This window comes from Chryseobacterium sp. G0162, from assembly GCF_003815715.1.
In the GTDB taxonomy this organism is placed as follows: domain Bacteria; phylum Bacteroidota; class Bacteroidia; order Flavobacteriales; family Weeksellaceae; genus Chryseobacterium.
The window spans coordinates 1,062,834-1,083,686 of the sequence record NZ_CP033922.1 but is presented as its reverse complement, the minus strand read 5'-3'; the positions used below and the strand labels follow the sequence as shown (position 1 = coordinate 1,083,686).

Sequence of the window (20,853 nt, the reverse complement as noted above, 5' to 3'; positions counted from 1 at the left end):
TTGAATTATAAGTTTCATCAATGTCTTCGGTTGATGGTTTCCATTAAAAAATCCTTAACTTTGAACTTCAATTTTAGAAATGGAAAATTCAGTTCAAGACACTACCGTTCAAAAACCAAAGTGGATTCGTGTAAAACTTCCTACGGGAAAGAACTACAGGGAATTGAGAACCTTGGTTGATAAATATAAATTAAACACCATTTGCCAAAGCGGAAGCTGCCCGAATATGGGGGAGTGCTGGGGAGAAGGTACGGCAACGTTCATGATTTTAGGAAATATCTGTACAAGAAGCTGTGGATTCTGTGGAGTAAAAACAGGAAAACCGCTTGATGTAAACTGGGATGAACCTGAAAAAGTGGCCCGTTCAATCAAATTAATGAAGATTAAACACGCTGTTCTTACTTCTGTAGATCGTGATGATATTAAAGATATGGGATCTATTCTTTGGGCAGAAACAGTGAATGCTGTAAGAAGAATCTCTCCGGGAACTACAATGGAAACATTGATTCCGGATTTCCAGGGAATCACCAAGCATATTGACCGATTGGTTGATGTTGCTCCTGAAGTGATCTCTCACAATATGGAAACGGTAAAACGTTTGACCCGAGAAGTGAGAATCCAGGCAAAATATGAAAGAAGCCTTGAGGTATTAAGATATTTAAAAGAAGCAGGACAGAGAAGAACTAAAACCGGGGTTATGCTTGGTTTAGGTGAAACTAAAGATGAGGTTTTCCAAACAATTGAAGACATCAGAAATGCGAATGTAGATGTTATCACTCTTGGACAATATTTACAGCCCACTAAAAAACATCTTCCTGTAAAGAGATTTATTACTCCGGAAGAGTTTGATGAGTTGGGTGACTTTGCAAGAAGCTTAGGTTTCAGACATGTGGAAAGTTCTCCTCTTGTTAGAAGCTCTTATCACGCAGAAAAACATATTCATTAAAATAAAAGACCGCTCAGTAATGGGCGGTTGTTTTTTTGTAATAATAAGTAATAGGTAATGGTAATAGGGTGGAAGCAGCAAACTTCTTTAACCACAACAAATAAGCAACGGCCTCCATCACTCTCATCCTCTGGAGGGGGGCGAAAATTCAAAGAATTTTCGAGGGGGTGGTTTACAATAACCTGATATCAAAACTATTCCCATTCATCTGTGAAAATCTGTGCGATCTGTGGTAGAAATCAATAACTGAAGATAATATCAAAACGATTTATTACAAGAAGACTCCCGGTTAATCACCCCGATCCGGCCATTAATTTCAATAGGTTTAAAATGCTTTTTCTTAAATTCTGAAGGCGTTTCACCCGTATGCTGCTTAAACAGTTTATTAAAATAGGAAAGGCTTTCAAATCCTACCTGAAAACAAACTTCAGTGACAGAAGAATCTTTTAACAGATAAATTTTAGCCTGATTGATTCTGTAATTATTGACAAAATCTGTGAAAGTCATATTGGTTTGCTTTTTAAAATACCGACAGAAAGCAGGTGTGCTTAAACTGACAATCTGGGCAATCTCGTTTACATTAGGCTTTTTATCATGATTTTCATGAATATAATCGTAGATGGTTCCCATTCTGATCTTATCGTTCAGGAACCATTTGATTCTTGTATCTTCTTTATTGAGCTCATTTACCTCAGTGGAATTGGCCAGAATCTGTAATATTTCAAGGAGTCCTATTAATGATTCAAATGAGTTTTTACTCTTAAGAATCTGAAGTTTTTCAACAACGATGCTTTTGGTTTCCCCGGAGAATGATAATCCAAGGTAGGAACGTTCTAAAAGATTTTTAATATCCTCAAACTCAGGAACAGGAAGAATGATATCCTGGAGAAAATTTTCGCGTATTTGCAATACTAACTGTTTACATTCTGTCTGTATCCCGTAATCAAAATTGAGATGAGGAACATTCGCACCTATCAACAGAAGTTCACTGTCTGTAAACCCTGAAATATTTTTTCCAACATGCCGGATTCCGTTTGAAGCTTCTACATAAACCAACTCTATTTCAGGATGGTAATGCCAGAAAAAACAATTCTTTAAGGAAGGGGCAAATAGTTTAAATGATTTCCCTTTTTCAAACGTTATGATTTCTTTCTGGATCTTCATTTTGTTCTGTTTTGATTGTTTATAGAGTTAAAATTAAATAAAAAGGTTAATATGGAGCAAATTTTTATCATTCAAAGACGTGTGAAATTCAATCTTTCTTTCGAATTTTGCACTTTCAAAATTAAAGATGGATTACCATTATTAATTTCAATACATTAATTCAGAAAAGAAAGTACAATGAAGATTGATAAAAGAATAATACCGTTGGCGATTGGCGGGTTGGGAATAGGAACCACAGAATTTACCGTTATGGGGCTATTGCCAGATATTGCAAAAACACTGGAAATCACTATTCCGCAAGTGGGGCATCTGATTTCTGCCTATGCAATGGGAGTGGTAATCGGAGCACCGCTTCTGATTGGATATTCGGTGAAATTTCCTCCCAAAAAAGTTTTGATTGCATTTATGATCCTGTTTACTTTATTTAATGGTCTTTCTGCTATTGCTCCCAATTATGGAATAATGCTGATTATAAGATTCATGTCCGGACTTCCTCATGGAGCTTTCTTCGGAGTAGGAACTGTAGTAGCCGCTAAAATGGCAGGAAAAGGGAAGGAAGCATTCTATATATCCATGATGTTTACAGGACTCACCGTGGCCAATCTGGTGATGGTTCCTTTGGTAACCTATATTGGGCATACTTTCCATTGGCGACTGTATTTTGCTATCGTAGCTTTAATTGGTGTTTTTGCGCTGTTATTTTTAAAATTATGGATGCCTGCAATGGAAGCCAATCAGGATACCCACTTTCTGGATGAACTGAAATTCCTTAAAAAGAAACAGTCGTGGCTGGTATTGGCAATTACAGCCATTGGGTTTGGTGGTCTTTTCACATGGTTGAGTTACATTACTCCATTAATGACCGGGATTTCCGGAGTGGAAAGCAGTCAAATGGCCTATGTAATGGTTCTTGCCGGAGCAGGAATGGTCGTAGGTAACCTTGCTGGAGGTATTATTTCAGATAAATTAGGTCCGGAAAAAACTTGTGCAGTCTTGATATTCTTAATGATGATTTCCCTGGTAGGAGTATTTTTACTTTCCGAGCATCAGAATATTGCTTTCATATTGACATTTATGTGTGGGGCATTATCAATGTCTATTGCAGCACCCATTAACATTATGATGATGAAAGCGGCACCGAAAAGTGAAATGATGGCTGCAGCTTTTATGCAGGCCGGTTTTAATATAGCCAATGCAATGGGAGCCTTCTTTGGTGGAATTCCTTTAGAATATGGATTACCATTCAATTATCCGTCATTGGTAGGAGTGGGGATGACCTTTATCGGATTTGCAATCAGCGTAAGGTATATGTACTTGTATGGTTCACCAAAAGCTAACGAAGAAGAAGTGATGACAGAGCGTGTTTCTTGTGATAAATAGGATTAATAATTTCTTATATCTGTGAGGATACAAAACAGTAAAACATAAAAAAGGCTGTCTCAAAGTTAAAAAATAGACTTGTGAGGCAGCTTTTTTAAATTAATACATTATTCTTTTTATACTAGAATTTAAATACACAGCTGCAAACGCTCATTTTGCCTTCTACAACTGTTGTCCATTGTCCGTTCCATGTACCGCCATACGATGCACAGATAGCAGGACAAATTGCCTTAGCATCTTCGTCGCTCCAAATAGGACCTGCCAATACATTTAAAGTATATTCTGTATTGCCTGTTGGTTCCGTATTTAATTCAACTTCTATAACGCTCATTTGTCCTTCTACAATGGTAGTCCATTGTCCGGTAAACTTTCCTAGGTGTGCCGCAGCAATACGTGGTCCTAATTTTTGTGCTTCGTCATTGCTCCAAAGTGGACCTGCGATAATGTTGGTTTTGAATGTTGACATGGTGTAATTTTTTGTGATTAGTATGACAAATGTAATCACTATTTAGGGATATAATTACAGTATAATGTACTAAATTTGGGATTAGGTGTTTTTACGTATCTGTTTGATATTTATTGATATATAATTAAAAAGACTGCCTTTTCAGACAGTCTTTCATTATTGTGTAAGGTTGGTTAAACTTCAACCTCATTCCCGTTTTTGCACCAGTAAAGTGCATTGTATAAATTTTCTTTTGGAAAAGATTTGAACTCTCCCGGCATCAGGACACTGAAAATCTCCGTAAAGTCCCGTACGCCTTCTTTGTCTGTAACAATAGCTGCCCGATTCCATTTTGCAAGGTTTTTTAATCCCAGCAATAGATCCTCGAGCCATGCTCCCATGGTAAATTTATCCAGATCGGTATCCAAATACAGTAAGTAATTCAGCTCACCAAATTGGTCTACTTTCTCTTTCACACGCGGAATTACCAGTTTTTCAAAATCTTCTTTCGTCACTTCCCCGGTTGCGTTAAATGCCGCAACATTCTCCGGAGCTTCTGGAATAATTGTTATCATAGTAAATATTTTATGGTGGTTGGAATTTAATAAAGCAAACAATAATTGAACCATAAATTCCTCTAAAATTGTTAAAATAGGTATAAATATTGTTATTTTTAATGTAAAATATCAATATGGATCTCAAATCAAATGAACCTTTTTGGCTATTAAAGAACGGATTGATTGCCAGTTACCCTTCTTTAAAATCGGATGAAAACTGCGATGTTTTAATTATAGGAGGTGGAATTACAGGAAGTCTTATTGCCCATCAAATGATAAAGGATGGATATGAAACCATTCTCATTGATAAACGTGAGTTGTGTAATGGAAGTACTTCTGCCACCACTTCAATGCTGCAATATGAAATAGATGTTCCTCTTTATGAATTAATAGAAAAAATAGGAGAAAAAGGGGCTGCTGCAAGCTATAAAGCATGTTCAGATGCTATTGATACTATTGAAACCCTTTCAGGGAAAATACGGTCTGGTGCTGGTTTTAAGCGTAAAAAATCACTATACTTTGCTTCCAAAAAGAAAGATGTCGAATGGTTAAAGCAAGAATATGAAGCCAGAAAAAAAGCAGGATTTGAAGTGAAATGGCTACAAGCGGATGAGGTGCTGGAGAAATTTGGATTTGAAAATACTTATGGAGGTATCCTGTCAAAGCAGGGAGCCAGCATTGATGCCTTTCTGTTTGCCCATGAATTATTTCAATATAATGTAAGGAAAGGATTGAAAATCTTTGATAAAACTGAAATGATAAAAGTAGAATATCACAAAGGTTTTAATCTTGCTAAAACAAACAGTGGCTTTCAGATAAAGGCGAAAAAAATAATCTACTGTATCGGGTATGAAAGCAAAACTTTATTGAAAGAGAATTTCGTTAATTTGAAAAGTACGTATGCAGTGGTGTCCGAAGTGGATAAAGACAAATTTAAAAATATTACGAGTACATTAGTTTGGAATACCGATGAACCTTATCTCTATATGCGGACTACTGATGATGGGAGGCTGTTGATAGGCGGTGGAGATGAAGATTTTTATGATGCCGAAAAACGGGATGCCATTCTCAATAAAAAAGAAAAGGAAATTTTAAAAAGTCTAAAGAAAATAAAACCGGATTATCACTTTTATCCTGATTTTGTATGGGCCGGGACTTTTGGGGAAACAAAAGATGGGCTTCCCTATATTGGAGAACACCAAAAGTTCAGAAACTCTTATTTTGTGTTGGGTTTTGGTGGAAACGGAATTACTTTTTCAGCAGCAGGGATGGAAATGGCTTCTTTATTTATGAAAAATAAAAAGCATCCGTTATCCGGATATTTTAGATTTGGAAGATAGAACATCTTTAATCATCATCAGAAAGGTTTTATTTTGAACACTTTAGTCCGCTAAATTATATTGAAATAAGCAGATACAAATAAGAACACTTAAGTAGAAAATCAAAAGATTCAAAACTTAAGTGTTCTTGATTTAAAAGGATTTGTTACTTAAAGAGATTTAAGGTTAATCCCTCTACAAGGTATATCCATTCTTTTTGGCCAGCTCCTGTATAGAACTTTCAATGGCTTTTCCAAGATCATCAGAATCATCAGTGCCTCTTTTTTTCATTTCACCATCAATGTAGGTCTGACGTTTTTTAGAAAGATTGTCAATTTCTCTTTGAATCTTTTCGCGCTCTGCTGATTTTATGGCCACTGCTTTTTTAATTTCCGCTTTGCTTTTCCCTTTCAGTTCATCAGGAAGTTCACTTTCTTTTATATTAGCAATAAAGCCGGCATCTTTTTCAGCTTTATCAATCAGATCCCAATGTTCATTTTTGTAAGCATTCTTTTTAGATTTGGAAACTGCTCTTTCTACCAGATTAGAAACGGATTGTACTTCTGCATTTTTATCCTGTGTAATTTGTTTCAGTTTATATTCAGAACCTCTGTTTCCATAGTAAATATAGGTGTCATTCAATTTGGCATTGCATTCGGAAATTCTGATATCGTAAGGTGTTTCAATATAGATCACTTTTTTATCACTGTCGATATTAAAGTATTTTCCACCTCCGGTTGTTGCTCCATTTTGCCAGTAGCTCTGGATTCCTTCTTCCCGGCTTCCACAGAAAATGGTATTGGTATAGATATTTTTACTTTTTGCTTTTGAGATCACTTCTTTATAATCAATCCTTCCCTGATTGAACGGCTCGTTCCCTGCAATATACATCAGTTTCATACTTTTCTCATTGCCATCCCAGTTGAGATTGGCTGAAGCATCCCGGATCACGGCACCACAATATTCACTTCCACCATTGGTTCTTAAAGCAAATAACTTTTCAGAAACCAGATCAAGATCCTGAGTGAGTGGTGTGACCTGACGGATGTAGTTTTCATCACGAATGCCATCGTTTCCATATTCATAAAGTGCAATTTCAACTTGCGGAGCCTGTCCGTTGTACTTTAAAGTGGTTAACGTATTGACGATGTTCCAGAGCCTCGATTTTGCCTGGTCAATCAATCCGTCCATACTGTTAGAAGTATCAAGTAAAAGGGCTACCTGGATTTTATTGTCCTTTGATATCCTATTTACTGTAGGTACAGAAGCATTTTGTACGGTTAAGCTTCTGTTTTCCGGATCACTTTTCGAGCAGCTAAGGGGTGCTGTTGCCCCGAAGTTTAAAAAAGCTGCTGCAATGGCTAAGATTTTTAAAGTTGTCATATTATTATTTTTTATAGGTTATCTGCTGTAATATTGGATCTGCATTTCTTTCGGATACTTAACTTCATAAGAGAAATTGATCTTATCATAACCTCCGGAACTTATATTTTTGTTCCAAAGAATGCTTCCTGTTTTTTCATCAAGGCTTCCGCCTCCAGTTTCTATAGCTTTCACTGATATTTTAGAATTTTCACTGATAGGAAGCTGATCCAGTACTTCCAGTTCAATACTTTCTTTGGTATTATTTCTGATGCTGATCTGGTAGGTTTCAGTTTCCGATTTGTTCGAGTTCATGGGCTTTTGAGAAGCTTTATCTTCCAGTTTGATTCTTTTTACCGTGATTCTTTCATCTACTCCAAGAGAAATCGGGAACTCATCTTTTACATAATGGCTGGTAATATTGGTTTTTCCGATATAATTGTCCTCAAAATAGATATTAGCTTCGCCATTAATAAGGTTGAGGTTTTGCCAGTTTTTTACGAAAGCCATCAGGAAGACCTGATTGTTAAGTTTTGGAACTGTATGGTACTTGTAAGTAGCATCAATTTGTTTTTTATCCAGAATCACATACTGTTCTTTTTCCTGACTTAAAATGGTTTGATTATAATTCAGTTCATAGATCACATTCATCTGATTATCGGAAACAGAAGTAATTGGAATCTGATTTGGTTTTGCAGCGATTTCCTGTCTCATTTGATAAACATTCATCAGTGCAGACTCTTTTTTAGATTTGTAATCGGCAACTTCAAGTATTGGATTAGGAATTGTATATTCCGCAACATACAATGGAGAAAGAATAGGGCGGTTCTGATTGTATGACGGTCTGTAAGTAGAGACAAACAATTTTATGTTGTTCCAATCCTGTCCGGTTTTTTGATATATCTTTCCTTTGTAAACCATTTCAAGAGGTTTCTTTACAGATTGAGCGCGCAGATCGTAAGACGGAATCCAGCCTGCATCAGAAACGATATAGCTGAGCCCCAGATTCAAGTTGGTATCATTATCAGCAAGAATTTCAAGCAGGAGCTCTTTTCGGTTGGTATTTTTATGGGTTTGTTCCTCATCCGATTGTTTATTAAGCTTTGCAATACTTTCGTCTAGTATACTTTTCTGCTCATTCAGTAAAAAGACCTGATTATCAATTTCCAGCATCCTTTTTCTATAAAACTCAGTAAGCTTAATAAGCTGCTCCTGAGGAGTGGATTTATCATTGGCTGATACTTTTAAATTATCATTGATAATATTCTGTTCTCCCGTAAGATTTTTAACCTGGATAGTGAGCAGACTTGCCTGTCTTCGAAGTTTTTTTCTTTCATCATCCAGTTTTTTCTCACCATCAGAAAGCTGATCTTCTTTCAGAAAATTACTTTGTGGAGTGATGGATAGAAGAGTCGTATTTTTTTCCAGATTGATTTTATAGGTGTTTTCATCCAAATTATTGGGCAGATTGACAATTCTTACCTTATTATGTCCTTTCTGAAGATTGATATTGGTACTTCCGAAGACTTTTGCTCCCTGAAGAAATACAGTAGCCTGCTTTACCTCAATTTCCTTCTTAATTTCCTGGGCCTTAAAGAGAACCACTGAAAATAGTGTGATTAAAAGATAACGTTTCATCGTTTATTATTTTAAATTATGAAGTAAAATTACCCCTATTGAAGCCTGAAATTTGGGATACTTGGTGAAGAGAGCTTTTCACTTGGTGAATAGATAAACTTATATTTTCTAGCCACGAATGCACGAAAAGGGACTTAAAAATATTTGATTCCCAAATCTATGGGGTTCAAAAAGATAAACCACATAGCCCCATAGAATTATAAACCAGCAATAATAATGGTATTCGTGCATTCGTGGCAAATCAAAAAAGGCTGCCAAAAGTATGACAGCCTCTTTTAAATTTGTAATTTAAAGGATTTCGTATCTTGTTTTGATACTGTATTTCAGTTTGATGTTTTCGATATTGTCAAAAGAAAGGTCTAAAGAAGCATCTGCCATTTCCATCTGTACATTACTCATTCTGCTTTTGTAAGCAACAGGCATTACAGTGTCGCTGGTATAGTCCTCTATTTCTGTAATTTCAAGAACATTCCCCACCTTTTTACCCATACTTTCTAATAGATAATCTGCCTTTTCTTTCGCTGCTTTTAAAGCATTGATCTTTACTGTCTTTCTGAAATCTGCAATTTTGGTATTCTTTACTTCTGAAATGTTCAGGCTGCTTACCCATTTTTGATTCAGGTCTTCAAATACTTTACTAAGGTTTGCTTTTGCATTCGCTTTAAACTCATAGTTCTTAGTAAATTTTCCGTTTTTTGCGTAAATGTTCTGATACGTTGACTTAAATTTGATATCCTCGTTTTTTATTCCTGCATTCTTTAAGATGTCAAACATCTTTTTTTCATTGTCTGCCAGATCGTTTTTGGTATCTCCTTTTATTCCAAGGCTGAAGAATACTTCATCCGGTTCTACTTCCATTTCAGCAACACCAGTTACTTCAATTGCGTTTTTCTTTACTTCCTGAGCGTTTACAAAACTTCCCAGCGTTAAAATCCCGATTAATAAAAAATGTTTCAATTTCATAATTTCTTGTTTTTACTTTTAAATTCTGATGTAAAATTAGTTCGATTTAAAGCGGAAAACCGGGAGACTTGGTGAAATGGAACTTTCACTTGGTGAGTCATACAAATGGTATTTTGATTGTATGCTTTCTGAATGAGAAGAATAAAAAGAAAGTACAAATACACTATATAGTTTCAAGTGCAAGATTTATTCTGATAACATTGATTTCTAATTATATTTTCTCGCAGATTTGTCAGATCTCGCAGATACTTTCGGATATGAACATCTTTGATTTTCAAAACTTATGTGGACTTCTTATGGATTATAACTTGGTGAAATCATGTTTTGGCTTGGTAAAGAATAGAAGCTGATCGATAAAGTTTTACTTACTTTGCAATAAAGATTTGAAATCCGTGAAATTAGTTTTTAACATACTCTTTATTTCAATGTTTGCTCTGGGAAATGTTCTCATGGCACAGGATTCTACAAAAGTTTCCCAAGTCCTGAAATCTGCTGCAAAGCTGAAGAAAGCCGTAGAAAAGAATGATGATAAAGGGGCCGCAGATGTATATGTAAACATGGGTACTGATTATTATAATCAGGGAAACTACGCCAAGAGCGAGGAATATTTTAGCAAAGCTAAAGCGCTTTACCAGAAACTTAATGACAAAAAAAATCTGGAATCTGTTACCCGGAAATTAGCCCAATCACAGGAAAAGCAGAATAAGATAACCCCAGCGCTCAGCAATTACAGTATGGCAGCGCAGATGAGCTATAGTGAAAAAAGTAAGGCTGTCAATGCTAATGATGTTGCAAGGCTTTCTTCTCCTACCCCTGAGCTTAGAGCAGAAGCCATTCAGAGTAATATTAATATAAGCAAAAAAGAAAACGAACAAGTCAATGTAGCGGAAGGATACAGCCAGTTGGCAGATGTAAATATACAACAGAAAGATCTTTATAAAGCGGAAGAAAACCTTAATAATGCGTATAAAATTTCAAAGCGGGAAGCTCCACAACAGGCATTGGCTATTAACCAGAAATTAGCTGATCTGTATGTAGGAAATAAGAATTTTGATAAGGCGATTGAAGCTAAAAAGAAAGTTCTTAAGGAGGATTTTGTAAAGGATAATTCTCAGGAAAAAGTGAATCAGATTCAGGAACTGGCGGATATTTATATCAAGAAAAATGATCCTAAAGAGGCGGTTGATCTTTTGAAGAATGCGTATGGAATCGCTTTGGATAAAGGACATACACTGGAAGCGCAGAAAAGTGTGAAGAAACTGGACAGTTTGTATGCCATCTCAGGAAATGTGGATGCTTCAGTTCAATTGTACAGAGACTTTTTGGGAAAACTCCCCAATCTGGTTTCCAAGGACAGAAGCCTCGTAGATAATAAGATTCTGGAAGATACAGAACAGAGAATTTCTCAGCTGGAGAAGGAAAAAGAATTGAAAGATGAGCTTATCCGTAAGAAAAATATTTTCAATTATGGACTGATAGCAGCTTTAATCCTGCTGACCGGTCTGATTATTTTTATTTTCAGAACCTTGAAGAAAGTTCAGGTTAAAAACAAAAAAATAGCACTTCAGTCGCTTCGGCGGGAGATGAATCCCCACTTTATTTTCAACAGTCTGAATAGTGTCAACCACTTTATTGCCACCAATAACGAACTGGAAGCCAATCAATATTTGACTAAGTTCTCAAAGTTGATGCGTGGAGTGATGGAAAATTCTACCGATGATTTTATTCCTTTACAACAAGAGCTTGATCTTTTGCAGAACTATCTGGCATTGGAAAAAACACGTTTTGCAGATAAATTTGATTATGAAATTGAGATAGATGAAAATCTGAATATGCAAAGCCTGCAGGTTCCCGGAATGCTGGTACAACCGTTCCTTGAAAATGCCATTTGGCACGGACTGCGTTACAGAGCAGAAAAAGGCTTTTTAAAATTAAGCTTTGAGAAAAATGAACGCTACTTAAAGGTCATTGTTGAAGACAACGGAATAGGAATTGAAGAAAGTAAAAAACAGAAAACCAAGCATCAGAAAACCCGCGAAGGAAGAGGTATGAAAAATACTTTAGAGCGGATTCAGCTGCTGAATGATCTGTACAAAAAAGATATAACCTGTTCTGTAAAGGATAAGGAAAATCACAATGGAGTTTTAGTCATTATTCAAATTAATCTGGCATAGAAACTTTACAATGAAAAAAAATATATTTCAAATTATACTGATGATGAGCCTGTTTTCCGGAACTATAGCAGCTCAGGATATTGACAGTGTCAGACTGACTCATATTCTTAACAGTCTGAAACTTGACAAAACCAAGATAAAGGAAGAACTCTGTACTGAAAAGAAAATGCCCAATGTTGAAGACTCTTATATTGTGGTTATTCCTGTGGTTGTGAATCAGGACGAAGAAGATTATGTTTTTACAGTTCAGAACTATATTTTAATTACAGACCGTAACGGAACCATAAAGAACAAATATCTCGATCCAACAGAACTGAATTCTGATGCTATAAGCCTAAGAAGTTTTGCTATAGATACTGGTTTATACAACATCAGTACGAACATCCGGGCATTTGGCGTAAAGGCAGATTTTGTAGGAAGTAGCAGACCCAATCCTTATGCTTCAGGCACGCTTTCAATGTATTATCCGGAAGGGAAGGCTCTTAAAAAGGTTCTTGATCAGTTTGAAATGGATTCTACAACAGGAGAATGGGATACCCGATGCAATGGAGAGTTTAAGGATGACCATTCCTATATCATTATGACTACATCCAAAACGAACCATTTTACAGATCTTAAAATTAAGACCATTTCTGTAACCACTGTAAACAAAGAAGTGAAGGGAGAATGCGGGGGAAAAGAAACTTCCAAAACAACTTATAGCACATTGAAATTCAAAAACGGAAAATATCAGTAGTTTTCCAAAATTATATTCTAAAGAAACTTTTATTATTTTTTTTTCATATAATTACTTTTTATTGTAACAAAAATTAAATAGATATTGTCTTATTAGTTTAAAACTAATCAGATGAATGTCAATAATAAAACAGCCCGATTAGCAGGATTTATTTATCTTGTTGTCATCATAACCGGTTTTTACAGCTTAATGTATGTACCATCACAATTGATTGTGTGGGAAGATCCGGAACTTACTTTTCATCATATTTCTTCGTCATCCTTATTCAGGTTGGGCATTGCAAGCAGTATGCTTTGCTATATTGCTTTTGCATTCCTTCCTTTAGTTTTGTATCAGCTGTTGAAAGAAACTGACAAAAATGCAGCAAGGCTGATGGTTATTTTTGCACTTATCAGTGTACCCATTTCTTTTATTAATCTTCAAAGTAAGTTTTCTGTACTTACCCTTGTTGAGGGAGCTGATTATTTAAAAATATTTGATACCCAGCAGCTACAGGCTCAGATGATGCTTTTACTTAATAATTATAATAAAGGAATTTTAATTGTTCAGATTTTCTGGGGACTTTGGCTGTTTCCATTGGGGTATCTGGTTTATAGGTCCGGATTTTTACCCAAAATTTTAGGTGTTTTTTTAATGTTGGGCTGTTTAGGATATGTTCTCAATGTTTTTGGAAGAACTACGATTCCTCATTTTCCGGATTATGCAATATCAGGGTATATAACATTACCCGCTTCAATAGGGGAAATAGGGATGTGCCTGTGGCTATTGATTGTAGGGGTGAAGAGTAAAACCATTAATAATCAAAACTAATATACCATGAACAATTCTACCCAACTTGAAGACATCCAGGTAAACGTCAAAATTATACTTGCCGGCCTTTGGACCTCTGTTACATTGTGTTATTTATACGGTGATTACTTTGAACTGTATACTCCGGGAAAAACACAAGGGCTTGTAGATGGCCATAATCTATTGAATGCTCCACTGAATTTGTTATTGGCGGCAGTTGTTTTGGCAATACCTGCGGTTATGGTATTTCTTTCCCTTATTCTGAAACCGGTGATCAACAGAATCCTTAATATTGCTTTCGGAATCTTTTTTACTGTGGTGATACTCCTTATTGGTATTTCATCCTTTTCAGAATGGTATCTGTTTTATGTTTTCCTTGCAGTAGTGGAATGCATTATAACAATTTTGATTGTAATGTATGCCTGGAAATGGAAAAGAGTATGACTTGATTGGTAAGATTGCATGGTTAGCCAAATATCCCTAATTTGCATCTGTAATCTATTACCTGCCATTTAATATTTAAATCCAATGAAGATCAAAGCTGTAATTGTAGATGATGAACTGATCGCAAGAGAAGTATTGAGAAGCTATCTCACCAAATATTGCCCACAGGTAGAAATTCTTGGTGAAGCGGAAAATATTAAAGAAGCCGTTCCTTTAATTGCAGAGAAACAGCCTCAATTGGTTTTTTTAGATGTAGAAATGCCTTTCGGAAATGCCTTTGACGTATTGGAAGCTACCAAGGAGTTTGCCTATGAAACCATTTTCATTACTGCATTTTCGCAATATTCTTTACAGGCTTTAAACAAATCAGCAAGTTATTATATTTTAAAGCCTATTGATATACAGGAACTTATTTTGGCTGTAAACAAGGTTGTTGAAAGCATAGAAAAAAAGGAAGAGCTTAACCGGAATAAAATTCTGTTGGAGAATTTAAAGTTAAAACCTGAAAAACAACAGCTTATCCTTCCTACTTTACAAGGATTTGATGTCGTGAAAACAGAAGATATTCTCAGACTCCAGGCAGATGGGAACTTTACTCAGGTGTACCTTACCGATGGTTCAAAGAAAATGGTCTGCCGGTTTTTGAAACATTTTGATGATTTGTTGGAAAACCCTTTTGTAAGAGTTCACCGTTCTCATATTATCAATGCAACCTTTGTGAAATCTTACCATAAAAGCGGAACCGTAATGCTTGCTGATGATACTGAAATTGAGGTTTCAGGAAGTTTTAAAGATAACTTTCTAAAGGTGTTTTCCTAGAATTTATCGTTCTTTAACAGGCCAAAGGCATTATTTTTGACGTTTTCATTACAACCACACAAAATATTTCTATCATGAAAACCCTTCATAAAATAATACTTCCCGTTTCGTTAGGAGCTTTGGCGTATATGGCTTTTCATTCTTATTCCGTAGGCATTCCGAGAGGAACTCGGGCAGTCAAGAATTTTGATGTTAAAAAATATCTCGGAAGATGGTATGAAATAGCCCGTTTTGATTACAGATTCGAGAAAAATATGGATAACGTTACTGCAGAATATTCAGAGAATCCCAATGGCAGTATTCAGGTGAGAAATAAAGGGTACGATTATCTCAAAAAAGTATGGAATGAGTCTATTGGGGAAGCTAAATTCGTTAAAGATCCCACCGAAGCAAGGCTTAAAGTATCCTTTTTCAAGCCCATTTGGGCCGGTTATAATGTCATTGATATTGATGAAGACTATCAATATGCTCTGGTAGCAGGAAGCAGCTTAAAATACCTCTGGATTCTCTCCCGAACGACAACCATTCCGGAAAGTATCCGGCAACGTTTTATTGAAAAAGCCAGAAAAATCGGTTATAATACTGATGAACTCATCTGGGTGAAACATAATCAATAATAAAGCAGAAAGGCAAATCATAACATTACGATTTGCCTTTTACTTTTTTATATTTTATCCTTTAATATATTCCTTCCATTCCTCAAAACGATAATCAATGACCTGCTTCATCAGATCATAGTTTTCGTAGGTATCTTCTATATGGTAGAAAGTTTCATATTCATAATCGTTTTCCTCGGCTTTAGTATCAAAAAGATTGACGAAATCATCAGCAAAAGAACTGTATCGGTTTCCAAAATCGGTTTCATCAGCATAATAATCCTTTGCAAAACTGTTTCCAAGATCATTCAGGTCATATTCAGAGAATTTTCCATCACAAGAATCCATAATGAATTCTGCACCTGTAATCTCTCTTCGTTTTAATTTTTCAATTTCCTCTTCATGATCTTCCTTCAGTTCATCGGAGATCAGATCATTCTGAATACACCAGTTCAGGAACATACCGGTATGCGTTGCTCCGTTTTTCTGAGGAAGCCCTTCAGGAAAATCACCACCATAATGCCATGAAGCATCATCATATTTAGACATAACTATAACTAATTTCTGTCAAAAATAGAAAAAATCAATTTATATTGCCACAGCCGCATATTTTTCCGTCATTTGCAACACAATTTTTTTCAAGAATCTCATATATGGAAAAAGCAGTCCTAATCACTATTGGTGACGAAATCCTTTCCGGAAATACGGTAGATACCAATTCCAATTTTATTGCCTCTGAACTTAAAAATATCGGAATAAAGGTTGTACAGATCTTTACTATTTCAGACGAAATAGATACCATTAAGAATACATTAAGTGCTGCCTTTCAATTAGGTGATCTCATCATTACAACTGGCGGATTGGGTCCTACAAGGGATGATAAGACCAAAAAGGCACTTGCAGAATTTTTCAATGACGAAATTGCTTTGGATGAGGTAACTTTTAACCACCTTAAAGGATACATGGAAAGACGTGGAAGAGCAGATATTCTGGAAAGAAATAAAGAACAGGCTTTTGTACCTACAAAATCTATTGTTTTTCAAAACCATTTTGGAACTGCACCCTGTATGATGATGGAACTGGATGGAAAACTGAGCTACAGTTTGCCTGGTGTTCCTTATGAAGTAAAACCATTGATAAAAGATCAGATTATTCCTTATTTACAGGAAAAATTCAATCTTAACTATATTCATTCAAGAATTGTTTCTGTAGTGGGGATTCCGGAGAGTATTCTCGCAGATACCATTGAAGACTGGGAGCTTGCCCTTCCTGAAAACATCTCATTGTCTTACCTTCCGGTAGGAACCAGGGTAAAATTGAGAATAACAGCATCAGGAAACAATGAAGAAGCTTTAAAACAACAGACAGAAAATGAAATCCAGAAACTGCTTCCTCTTATCAAGGATCATGTGATTGCGATGTCTGAAGATAAAATAGAGAAGATTCTGGCAGAAATTCTTACAGAAAGAAAACTCACTATTTCAACCGCAGAAAGCTGTACCGGAGGAGAATTGGCAAAAATGATTACTTCAGTTTCCGGAAGCTCAAAATATTTTCTTGGGGGAATGGTCGCTTATGCTACAGAGAAAAAAATCAAAATTTTAAATGTTTCCAGAGAAACGGTAGATCAGTTTACTGTAGTCAGTGAACAGGTCGCCCAGGAAATGGCAAAAGGATGTCAGGAATTATTTGATACCCATATTTCCCTTTCTACTACTGGTGTGGCAGGCCCTGGAAAAGGGGAGGATGGTAAAGATATAGGAACCGTTTTTTATACGATACGAATTAATAATCAGGAAGTAACTTCAAAATTATACTTGCCTCATCTGGAAAGAGTAGACTTTATGGATTTCGTTTCCCAGAAGGTGATTCAGGATCTTGTAGGGCTTTTGATAAGTCACTAAGTAAATGGTTATATTTTTAATTTTTTTTTAATTAATTTTAATGTGCTTTTTCACACTTTTTGAAAATCATTCATTAAAATTTTAAAATCGTGGAAAATTCCAAACAGATTTTTCAGACCAACAGCAAGAAACGTTGGAAAAGTGTACAATGGGGAAGCCGTATCTTTATTTTTGTTGCGGCGCTCCTTCTTTTAGCGTTAGGTTTGATGATGACCCTGGACAGAAGTCCAAAAATTCCTTTTAAAGAAGATTATAAAGCAGTAATTACAGCGAATAAACCTTATCTTCAGGAAAATAAAATTTCTAAAGAGTATAAAGGCTTCAGAAGCTTCATCTCTGAAAAAAACATTCATACCAGTCTTGCCAAGATTCAAAAGGCAAGAGCAGAACGATATAAAAATCAAAATAGAAACTGGGCTCAGTTTCCCGGAGGAATTCGTTCCGCCTTCTATGTAGCATGGGATCCACAGTCTCTGATGTCTTTAAAAAGAAACATCAGACACGTCAATCTGGTATTTCCTGAATGGTTTTTCCTTGATCCTAAAACAGGAGACCTGAAAACCAACGTTGACCCGGAAGGATATAAAATAATCAAAAGAACAGGAGTGGCAGCCATGCCTATTTTGAGCAATAATTCTAATCAGGAATTCCGTGCTGAAGGGCTGGGAAAAGTTTTGAATGATCCAAAGAAAAGAACGGTTCTTATTCAAAAGCTTACCCAACAGTGCCTGAAATATCATTTCAAAGGCATCAATATCGACTTTGAAGATATGAACCTTGATTCTGATGAAAACCTGATTGCTTTTATGAAAGAACTTTCAGGAACTTTTAAACAGAATCAACTGTTGGTAACCATGGATATTATGACGGACAATGATGATTATAACATTCCGAGATTAGATCCTTATGTAGATTACTTTGTATTGATGGCTTATGATGAATATTCTGCAGGGAGTGATGCTGGTCCTGTTTCTTCACAGAAATGGATCGAAGCTCAGACGGGTAAAGTCGTTAAGCAAACCTCTCCTCATAAAATTATTCTTGGGTTGGGAGCGTATGGTTATGACTGGAGTTCCAACAAGGATGACAATACTTCAGTAACGTATATGCAGGCGATCACTAAAGCAAGTGCCAGTAAAGCGGTGATTGATTTTAATGACAATACCTTTAATCTAAACTATTCTTATACAGATTCAAAAAATAATAGCCATACTGTATTTTTTAATGATGCAGCGTCCATTTTTAACACCATGCGTTTCTCTTCTGAATATCCATTAGCCGGAACAGCCCTTTGGAGACTGGGAAGTGAAGACAGCAGAATCTGGAACTTCTATGATAAGGACCTTACATTTGCCGGGCTTTCTAAGTTAAATTTAAAAACACTGGAAAATGTAAAAGGACAGACCATGGTGGATTATATCGGGGATGGGGAAGTATTGGATGTTCTAAATACGCCCCATGATGGTAAAATTGCATTGGAAATAGATCCGAAAGAGAAAATCATCACAGATGAAAACTATATTACGTATCCAAGTTCTTATGAAGTAAAAAAATATGGAAGTGCTCCGCAGAAAGAACTGGTACTGACATTTGATGATGGGCCCGATGAAACTTACACGCCTCAGGTATTAGATATATTGTCCAAATACCATGTTCCGGCAGCCTTCTTTTTAGTAGGTTTAAATGCAGAAAAAAATCTTCCGCTGGTTAGGAGAATCTATCGTGAAGGTCATGAAATAGGAAACCACACTTTTACGCATGAAAATGTAGCAAAAGTAAGCCCGGAGAGAGCTTTACTTGAACTGAAACTTACAAGACTTCTCATAGAATGTGTAACAGGACACAGTACAATCCTTTTCCGTGCCCCTTATAACGCAGACTCTGAGCCTACCACTTCAGAAGAGATCATCCCGGTGGCATTGGCAAGACAGCAAAACTACCTGGACATTGGAGAAAATATTGATCCGGAAGACTGGCAGCCCGGAATAAAAGCAGATGAAATTGTGAAACGTGTAATGGCTGGAATCAAGCAGCAAAGAGGGAATATTATATTGCTTCATGATGCTGGTGGTGACACCAGAGAAGAAACTGTAAAAGCGTTGAAGATTTTAATTCCAACCCTTCAGAAACAAGGCTATCATTTTACCAATCTTACCAGTATTCTGCATAAGAGCAAAAGCGAACTGATGCCTGAAGTTCCTAAAACCAGATCTTATTATATCATGCAGCTTAATTTAGTATTGGCAACCGTGATCTATGGAGTGAGTCACTTTTTGGTGGCACTGTTTACTATTTTCATTGTGCTGGGATTGATAAGACTATTGTTAATGGCGTATTGGGCTTTTAAAGAAAGAAAAAAAGAGAAAAAACTGGGTGAATTTCCAACGCTTGAATTGTATCCAAAGGTTTCCATTATTGTGCCTGCTTACAATGAAGAAGTAAATATAGTATCTTCATTGCATAATCTGTTGAAACAAACCTATCCGAATTTTAATATCATCATGGTAGATGACGGAAGCAAAGATTCAACATTTGAAAAGGCGAAAGAAGCTTTTCCGAATCATCCGAAGTTGGAAATATTTACAAAAGAAAACGGTGGAAAAGCAACTGCTCTAAACTTTGGGATTTCACAAACTGATGCTGAATATGTAGTGTGTATAGACGCAGATACTAAACTGCAACAGGACGCAGTAAAATATTTGATCGCAAGATTCCTGAATGCAAGTCCTGAAGAAAAAATAGCAGCAGTAGCAGGAAATGTAAAAGTAGGAAACACTGTAAACTGGCTGACCAAATGGCAGGCAATAGAATACACGACAAGTCAGAATTTTGACAGATTAGCCTATGCTCATATCAATGCAATCACTGTAATTCCTGGTGCTATCGGAGCCTTTAAAAGATCAGTAATTCTTGAAGCAGGAGGGTATTCTTCCGATACTTTAGCTGAAGATTGTGATATTACAGTAAAAATCTTAAGAGCCGGTTATACCGTTGCTAATGAGAATCAGGCTATTGCAGTAACGGAAGCTCCGGAAAGCGTAACACAATTCCTGAAACAACGTTTCCGCTGGACTTACGGAATCATGCAGATGTTTTGGAAACAGAGACAGACGTTCCTTAATCCTAAATATAAAGGACTGGGACTTTGGGCGATGCCGAATATTTTATTGTTCCAGTATATCATTCCGTTTTTCTCACCATTGGCAGATCTTATTATGTTCTTTGGAATTCTATCAGGAAACGGAAGTAAAATATTCGGTTATTACCTGATCTTCCTTTTGGTGGATGCATCCCTGGCATTAATAGCATTTATTATGCAACGGGAAAAACTAGTGAATCTGCTCTATATCATTCCGCAAAGATTTGGATATAGATGGCTGATGTATATTGTATTATTTAAAAGTTTAAGAAAAGCATTGAAAGGCGAAATGCAGTCCTGGGGCTTCCTGAAACGTACAGGAAATGTAAAAGAGATAGCAACTACTTAAAAGAATGGAGGCAGAAAGTGGGAGGTTAGAAGTTACTTTTAGTTGTATTAACTGAGAGTTCCAATAGACTTTTTTAAAAAGGAGAAAATGAGTACAATAGCCATTTTTGTGACTTTTATAATCTCCATC

At 36.1% G+C, this 20,853-nt stretch carries 18 protein-coding genes; 11 read left to right on the top strand and 7 right to left on the bottom strand.

Going from position 1 to position 20,853, the window contains the following annotated elements; translation table 11 throughout:
- The first annotated feature begins 79 nt into the window (after positions 1–79).
- Entirely contained in the window at positions 80–946 is an 867-nt protein-coding gene (gene lipA / locus EG344_RS04970; protein WP_123859484.1) for a lipoyl synthase, read from the top strand.
- A 258-nt stretch (positions 947–1,204) separates the two neighbouring features.
- Here lipA and EG344_RS04965 read toward each other — a convergent pair whose 3' ends face one another.
- Positions 1,205–2,110, bottom strand: a complete 906-nt coding sequence (locus EG344_RS04965; protein WP_123908583.1) for an AraC family transcriptional regulator — start codon at positions 2,108–2,110, stop codon at positions 1,205–1,207.
- 177 nt (positions 2,111–2,287) lie between these two features.
- Between EG344_RS04965 and EG344_RS04960 the strand changes: the two genes are divergently transcribed.
- Entirely contained in the window at positions 2,288–3,490 is a 1,203-nt protein-coding gene (locus tag EG344_RS04960; RefSeq protein WP_185145590.1) for an MFS transporter, read from the top strand.
- Between the two features lie 121 nt (positions 3,491–3,611).
- On the opposite strand, the gene EG344_RS04955 is transcribed toward EG344_RS04960, so the two are convergent.
- Together EG344_RS04955 and EG344_RS04950 are read right to left on the bottom strand one after the other, a co-directional pair.
- A complete protein-coding gene (locus tag EG344_RS04955) occupies positions 3,612–3,956 on the bottom strand; it encodes a mannan-binding lectin (RefSeq protein ID WP_123908582.1) in 345 nt (114 codons plus the stop codon).
- A 173-nt stretch (positions 3,957–4,129) separates the two neighbouring features.
- Positions 4,130–4,510, bottom strand: a complete 381-nt coding sequence (locus EG344_RS04950) for an STAS/SEC14 domain-containing protein (protein WP_123908581.1) — start codon at positions 4,508–4,510, stop codon at positions 4,130–4,132.
- Positions 4,511–4,626: 116 nt separating this feature from the next.
- On the opposite strand from EG344_RS04950, the gene EG344_RS04945 reads away from it, so the two are divergent.
- On the top strand, positions 4,627–5,832 hold the full coding sequence (locus EG344_RS04945) for an NAD(P)/FAD-dependent oxidoreductase (protein WP_123908580.1): 1,206 nt from the start codon (positions 4,627–4,629) through the stop codon (positions 5,830–5,832).
- A 174-nt stretch (positions 5,833–6,006) separates the two neighbouring features.
- Here EG344_RS04945 and EG344_RS04940 read toward each other — a convergent pair whose 3' ends face one another.
- The 3 genes from EG344_RS04940 to EG344_RS04930 form a co-directional block, all read right to left on the bottom strand.
- Positions 6,007–7,194, bottom strand: a complete 1,188-nt coding sequence (locus EG344_RS04940) for a VWA domain-containing protein (protein WP_123908579.1) — start codon at positions 7,192–7,194, stop codon at positions 6,007–6,009.
- Between the two features lie 18 nt (positions 7,195–7,212).
- Positions 7,213–8,811, bottom strand: a complete 1,599-nt coding sequence (locus EG344_RS04935; protein ID WP_123908578.1) for a DUF4139 domain-containing protein — start codon at positions 8,809–8,811, stop codon at positions 7,213–7,215.
- Between the two features lie 288 nt (positions 8,812–9,099).
- The gene (locus EG344_RS04930; protein WP_123908577.1) at positions 9,100–9,774 is read right to left on the bottom strand and encodes an SIMPL domain-containing protein; all 675 of its coding nucleotides are present in this window, start codon (positions 9,772–9,774) and stop codon (positions 9,100–9,102) included.
- Between the two features lie 392 nt (positions 9,775–10,166).
- On the opposite strand from EG344_RS04930, the gene EG344_RS04925 reads away from it, so the two are divergent.
- The 6 genes from EG344_RS04925 (at position 10,167) to EG344_RS04900 (ending at position 15,353) form a co-directional block, all read left to right on the top strand.
- Positions 10,167–11,948 carry a histidine kinase gene (locus tag EG344_RS04925; RefSeq protein ID WP_228412858.1) on the top strand — a complete coding sequence of 594 codons (1,782 nt, stop codon included), beginning with the start codon at positions 10,167–10,169 and terminating at the stop codon, positions 11,946–11,948.
- 10 nt (positions 11,949–11,958) lie between these two features.
- Positions 11,959–12,684 carry a hypothetical protein gene (locus EG344_RS04920; RefSeq protein ID WP_123908576.1) on the top strand — a complete coding sequence of 242 codons (726 nt, stop codon included), beginning with the start codon at positions 11,959–11,961 and terminating at the stop codon, positions 12,682–12,684.
- Between the two features lie 111 nt (positions 12,685–12,795).
- Positions 12,796–13,494, top strand: coding sequence for a DUF4386 domain-containing protein (locus EG344_RS04915; RefSeq protein ID WP_123908575.1), 699 nt, complete (start codon positions 12,796–12,798; stop codon positions 13,492–13,494).
- Positions 13,495–13,500: 6 nt separating this feature from the next.
- The gene (locus EG344_RS04910; RefSeq protein ID WP_123908574.1) at positions 13,501–13,917 is read left to right on the top strand and encodes a DUF6326 family protein; all 417 of its coding nucleotides are present in this window, start codon (positions 13,501–13,503) and stop codon (positions 13,915–13,917) included.
- Between the two features lie 84 nt (positions 13,918–14,001).
- Complete coding sequence (locus tag EG344_RS04905; RefSeq protein ID WP_123908573.1) at positions 14,002–14,736, top strand: LytR/AlgR family response regulator transcription factor; 735 nt, start codon at positions 14,002–14,004, stop codon at positions 14,734–14,736.
- 74 nt (positions 14,737–14,810) lie between these two features.
- Positions 14,811–15,353: a lipocalin family protein gene (locus EG344_RS04900; protein WP_123859499.1), complete on the top strand. Its 543-nt coding sequence runs from the start codon at positions 14,811–14,813 to the stop codon at positions 15,351–15,353.
- A gap of 54 nt (positions 15,354–15,407) precedes the next feature.
- Here the strand turns inward: EG344_RS04900 and EG344_RS04895 are convergent, their stop codons facing one another.
- Positions 15,408–15,881, bottom strand: a complete 474-nt coding sequence (locus EG344_RS04895) for a hypothetical protein (protein ID WP_123908572.1) — start codon at positions 15,879–15,881, stop codon at positions 15,408–15,410.
- A gap of 104 nt (positions 15,882–15,985) precedes the next feature.
- On the opposite strand from EG344_RS04895, the gene EG344_RS04890 reads away from it, so the two are divergent.
- Together EG344_RS04890 and EG344_RS04885 are read left to right on the top strand one after the other, a co-directional pair.
- Positions 15,986–17,236 carry a CinA family nicotinamide mononucleotide deamidase-related protein gene (locus EG344_RS04890; protein ID WP_123908571.1) on the top strand — a complete coding sequence of 417 codons (1,251 nt, stop codon included), beginning with the start codon at positions 15,986–15,988 and terminating at the stop codon, positions 17,234–17,236.
- 89 nt (positions 17,237–17,325) lie between these two features.
- Positions 17,326–20,724 (top strand): polysaccharide deacetylase family protein, encoded by a 3,399-nt coding sequence (locus tag EG344_RS04885; RefSeq protein ID WP_123908570.1) that lies wholly within the window; start codon positions 17,326–17,328, stop codon positions 20,722–20,724.
- The last annotated feature ends 129 nt before the right edge of the window (positions 20,725–20,853 follow it).

What these genes read in the sequence shown, in the direction of transcription:
- lipA (WP_123859484.1), top strand. Translation starts at nt 80, where the DNA reads ATGGAAAATTCAGTTCAAGACACTACCGTTCAAAAACCAAAGTGGATT.
- EG344_RS04965 (WP_123908583.1), bottom strand. Translation starts at nt 2,110, where the DNA reads ATGAAGATCCAGAAAGAAATCATAACGTTTGAAAAAGGGAAATCATTT.
- EG344_RS04960 (WP_185145590.1), top strand. Translation starts at nt 2,288, where the DNA reads ATGAAGATTGATAAAAGAATAATACCGTTGGCGATTGGCGGGTTGGGA.
- EG344_RS04955 (WP_123908582.1), bottom strand. Translation starts at nt 3,956, where the DNA reads ATGTCAACATTCAAAACCAACATTATCGCAGGTCCACTTTGGAGCAAT.
- EG344_RS04950 (WP_123908581.1), bottom strand. Translation starts at nt 4,510, where the DNA reads ATGATAACAATTATTCCAGAAGCTCCGGAGAATGTTGCGGCATTTAAC.
- EG344_RS04945 (WP_123908580.1), top strand. Translation starts at nt 4,627, where the DNA reads ATGGATCTCAAATCAAATGAACCTTTTTGGCTATTAAAGAACGGATTG.
- EG344_RS04940 (WP_123908579.1), bottom strand. Translation starts at nt 7,194, where the DNA reads ATGACAACTTTAAAAATCTTAGCCATTGCAGCAGCTTTTTTAAACTTC.
- EG344_RS04935 (WP_123908578.1), bottom strand. Translation starts at nt 8,811, where the DNA reads ATGAAACGTTATCTTTTAATCACACTATTTTCAGTGGTTCTCTTTAAG.
- EG344_RS04930 (WP_123908577.1), bottom strand. Translation starts at nt 9,774, where the DNA reads ATGAAATTGAAACATTTTTTATTAATCGGGATTTTAACGCTGGGAAGT.
- EG344_RS04920 (WP_123908576.1), top strand. Translation starts at nt 11,959, where the DNA reads ATGAAAAAAAATATATTTCAAATTATACTGATGATGAGCCTGTTTTCC.
- EG344_RS04915 (WP_123908575.1), top strand. Translation starts at nt 12,796, where the DNA reads ATGAATGTCAATAATAAAACAGCCCGATTAGCAGGATTTATTTATCTT.
- EG344_RS04910 (WP_123908574.1), top strand. Translation starts at nt 13,501, where the DNA reads ATGAACAATTCTACCCAACTTGAAGACATCCAGGTAAACGTCAAAATT.
- EG344_RS04905 (WP_123908573.1), top strand. Translation starts at nt 14,002, where the DNA reads ATGAAGATCAAAGCTGTAATTGTAGATGATGAACTGATCGCAAGAGAA.
- EG344_RS04900 (WP_123859499.1), top strand. Translation starts at nt 14,811, where the DNA reads ATGAAAACCCTTCATAAAATAATACTTCCCGTTTCGTTAGGAGCTTTG.
- EG344_RS04895 (WP_123908572.1), bottom strand. Translation starts at nt 15,881, where the DNA reads ATGTCTAAATATGATGATGCTTCATGGCATTATGGTGGTGATTTTCCT.
- EG344_RS04890 (WP_123908571.1), top strand. Translation starts at nt 15,986, where the DNA reads ATGGAAAAAGCAGTCCTAATCACTATTGGTGACGAAATCCTTTCCGGA.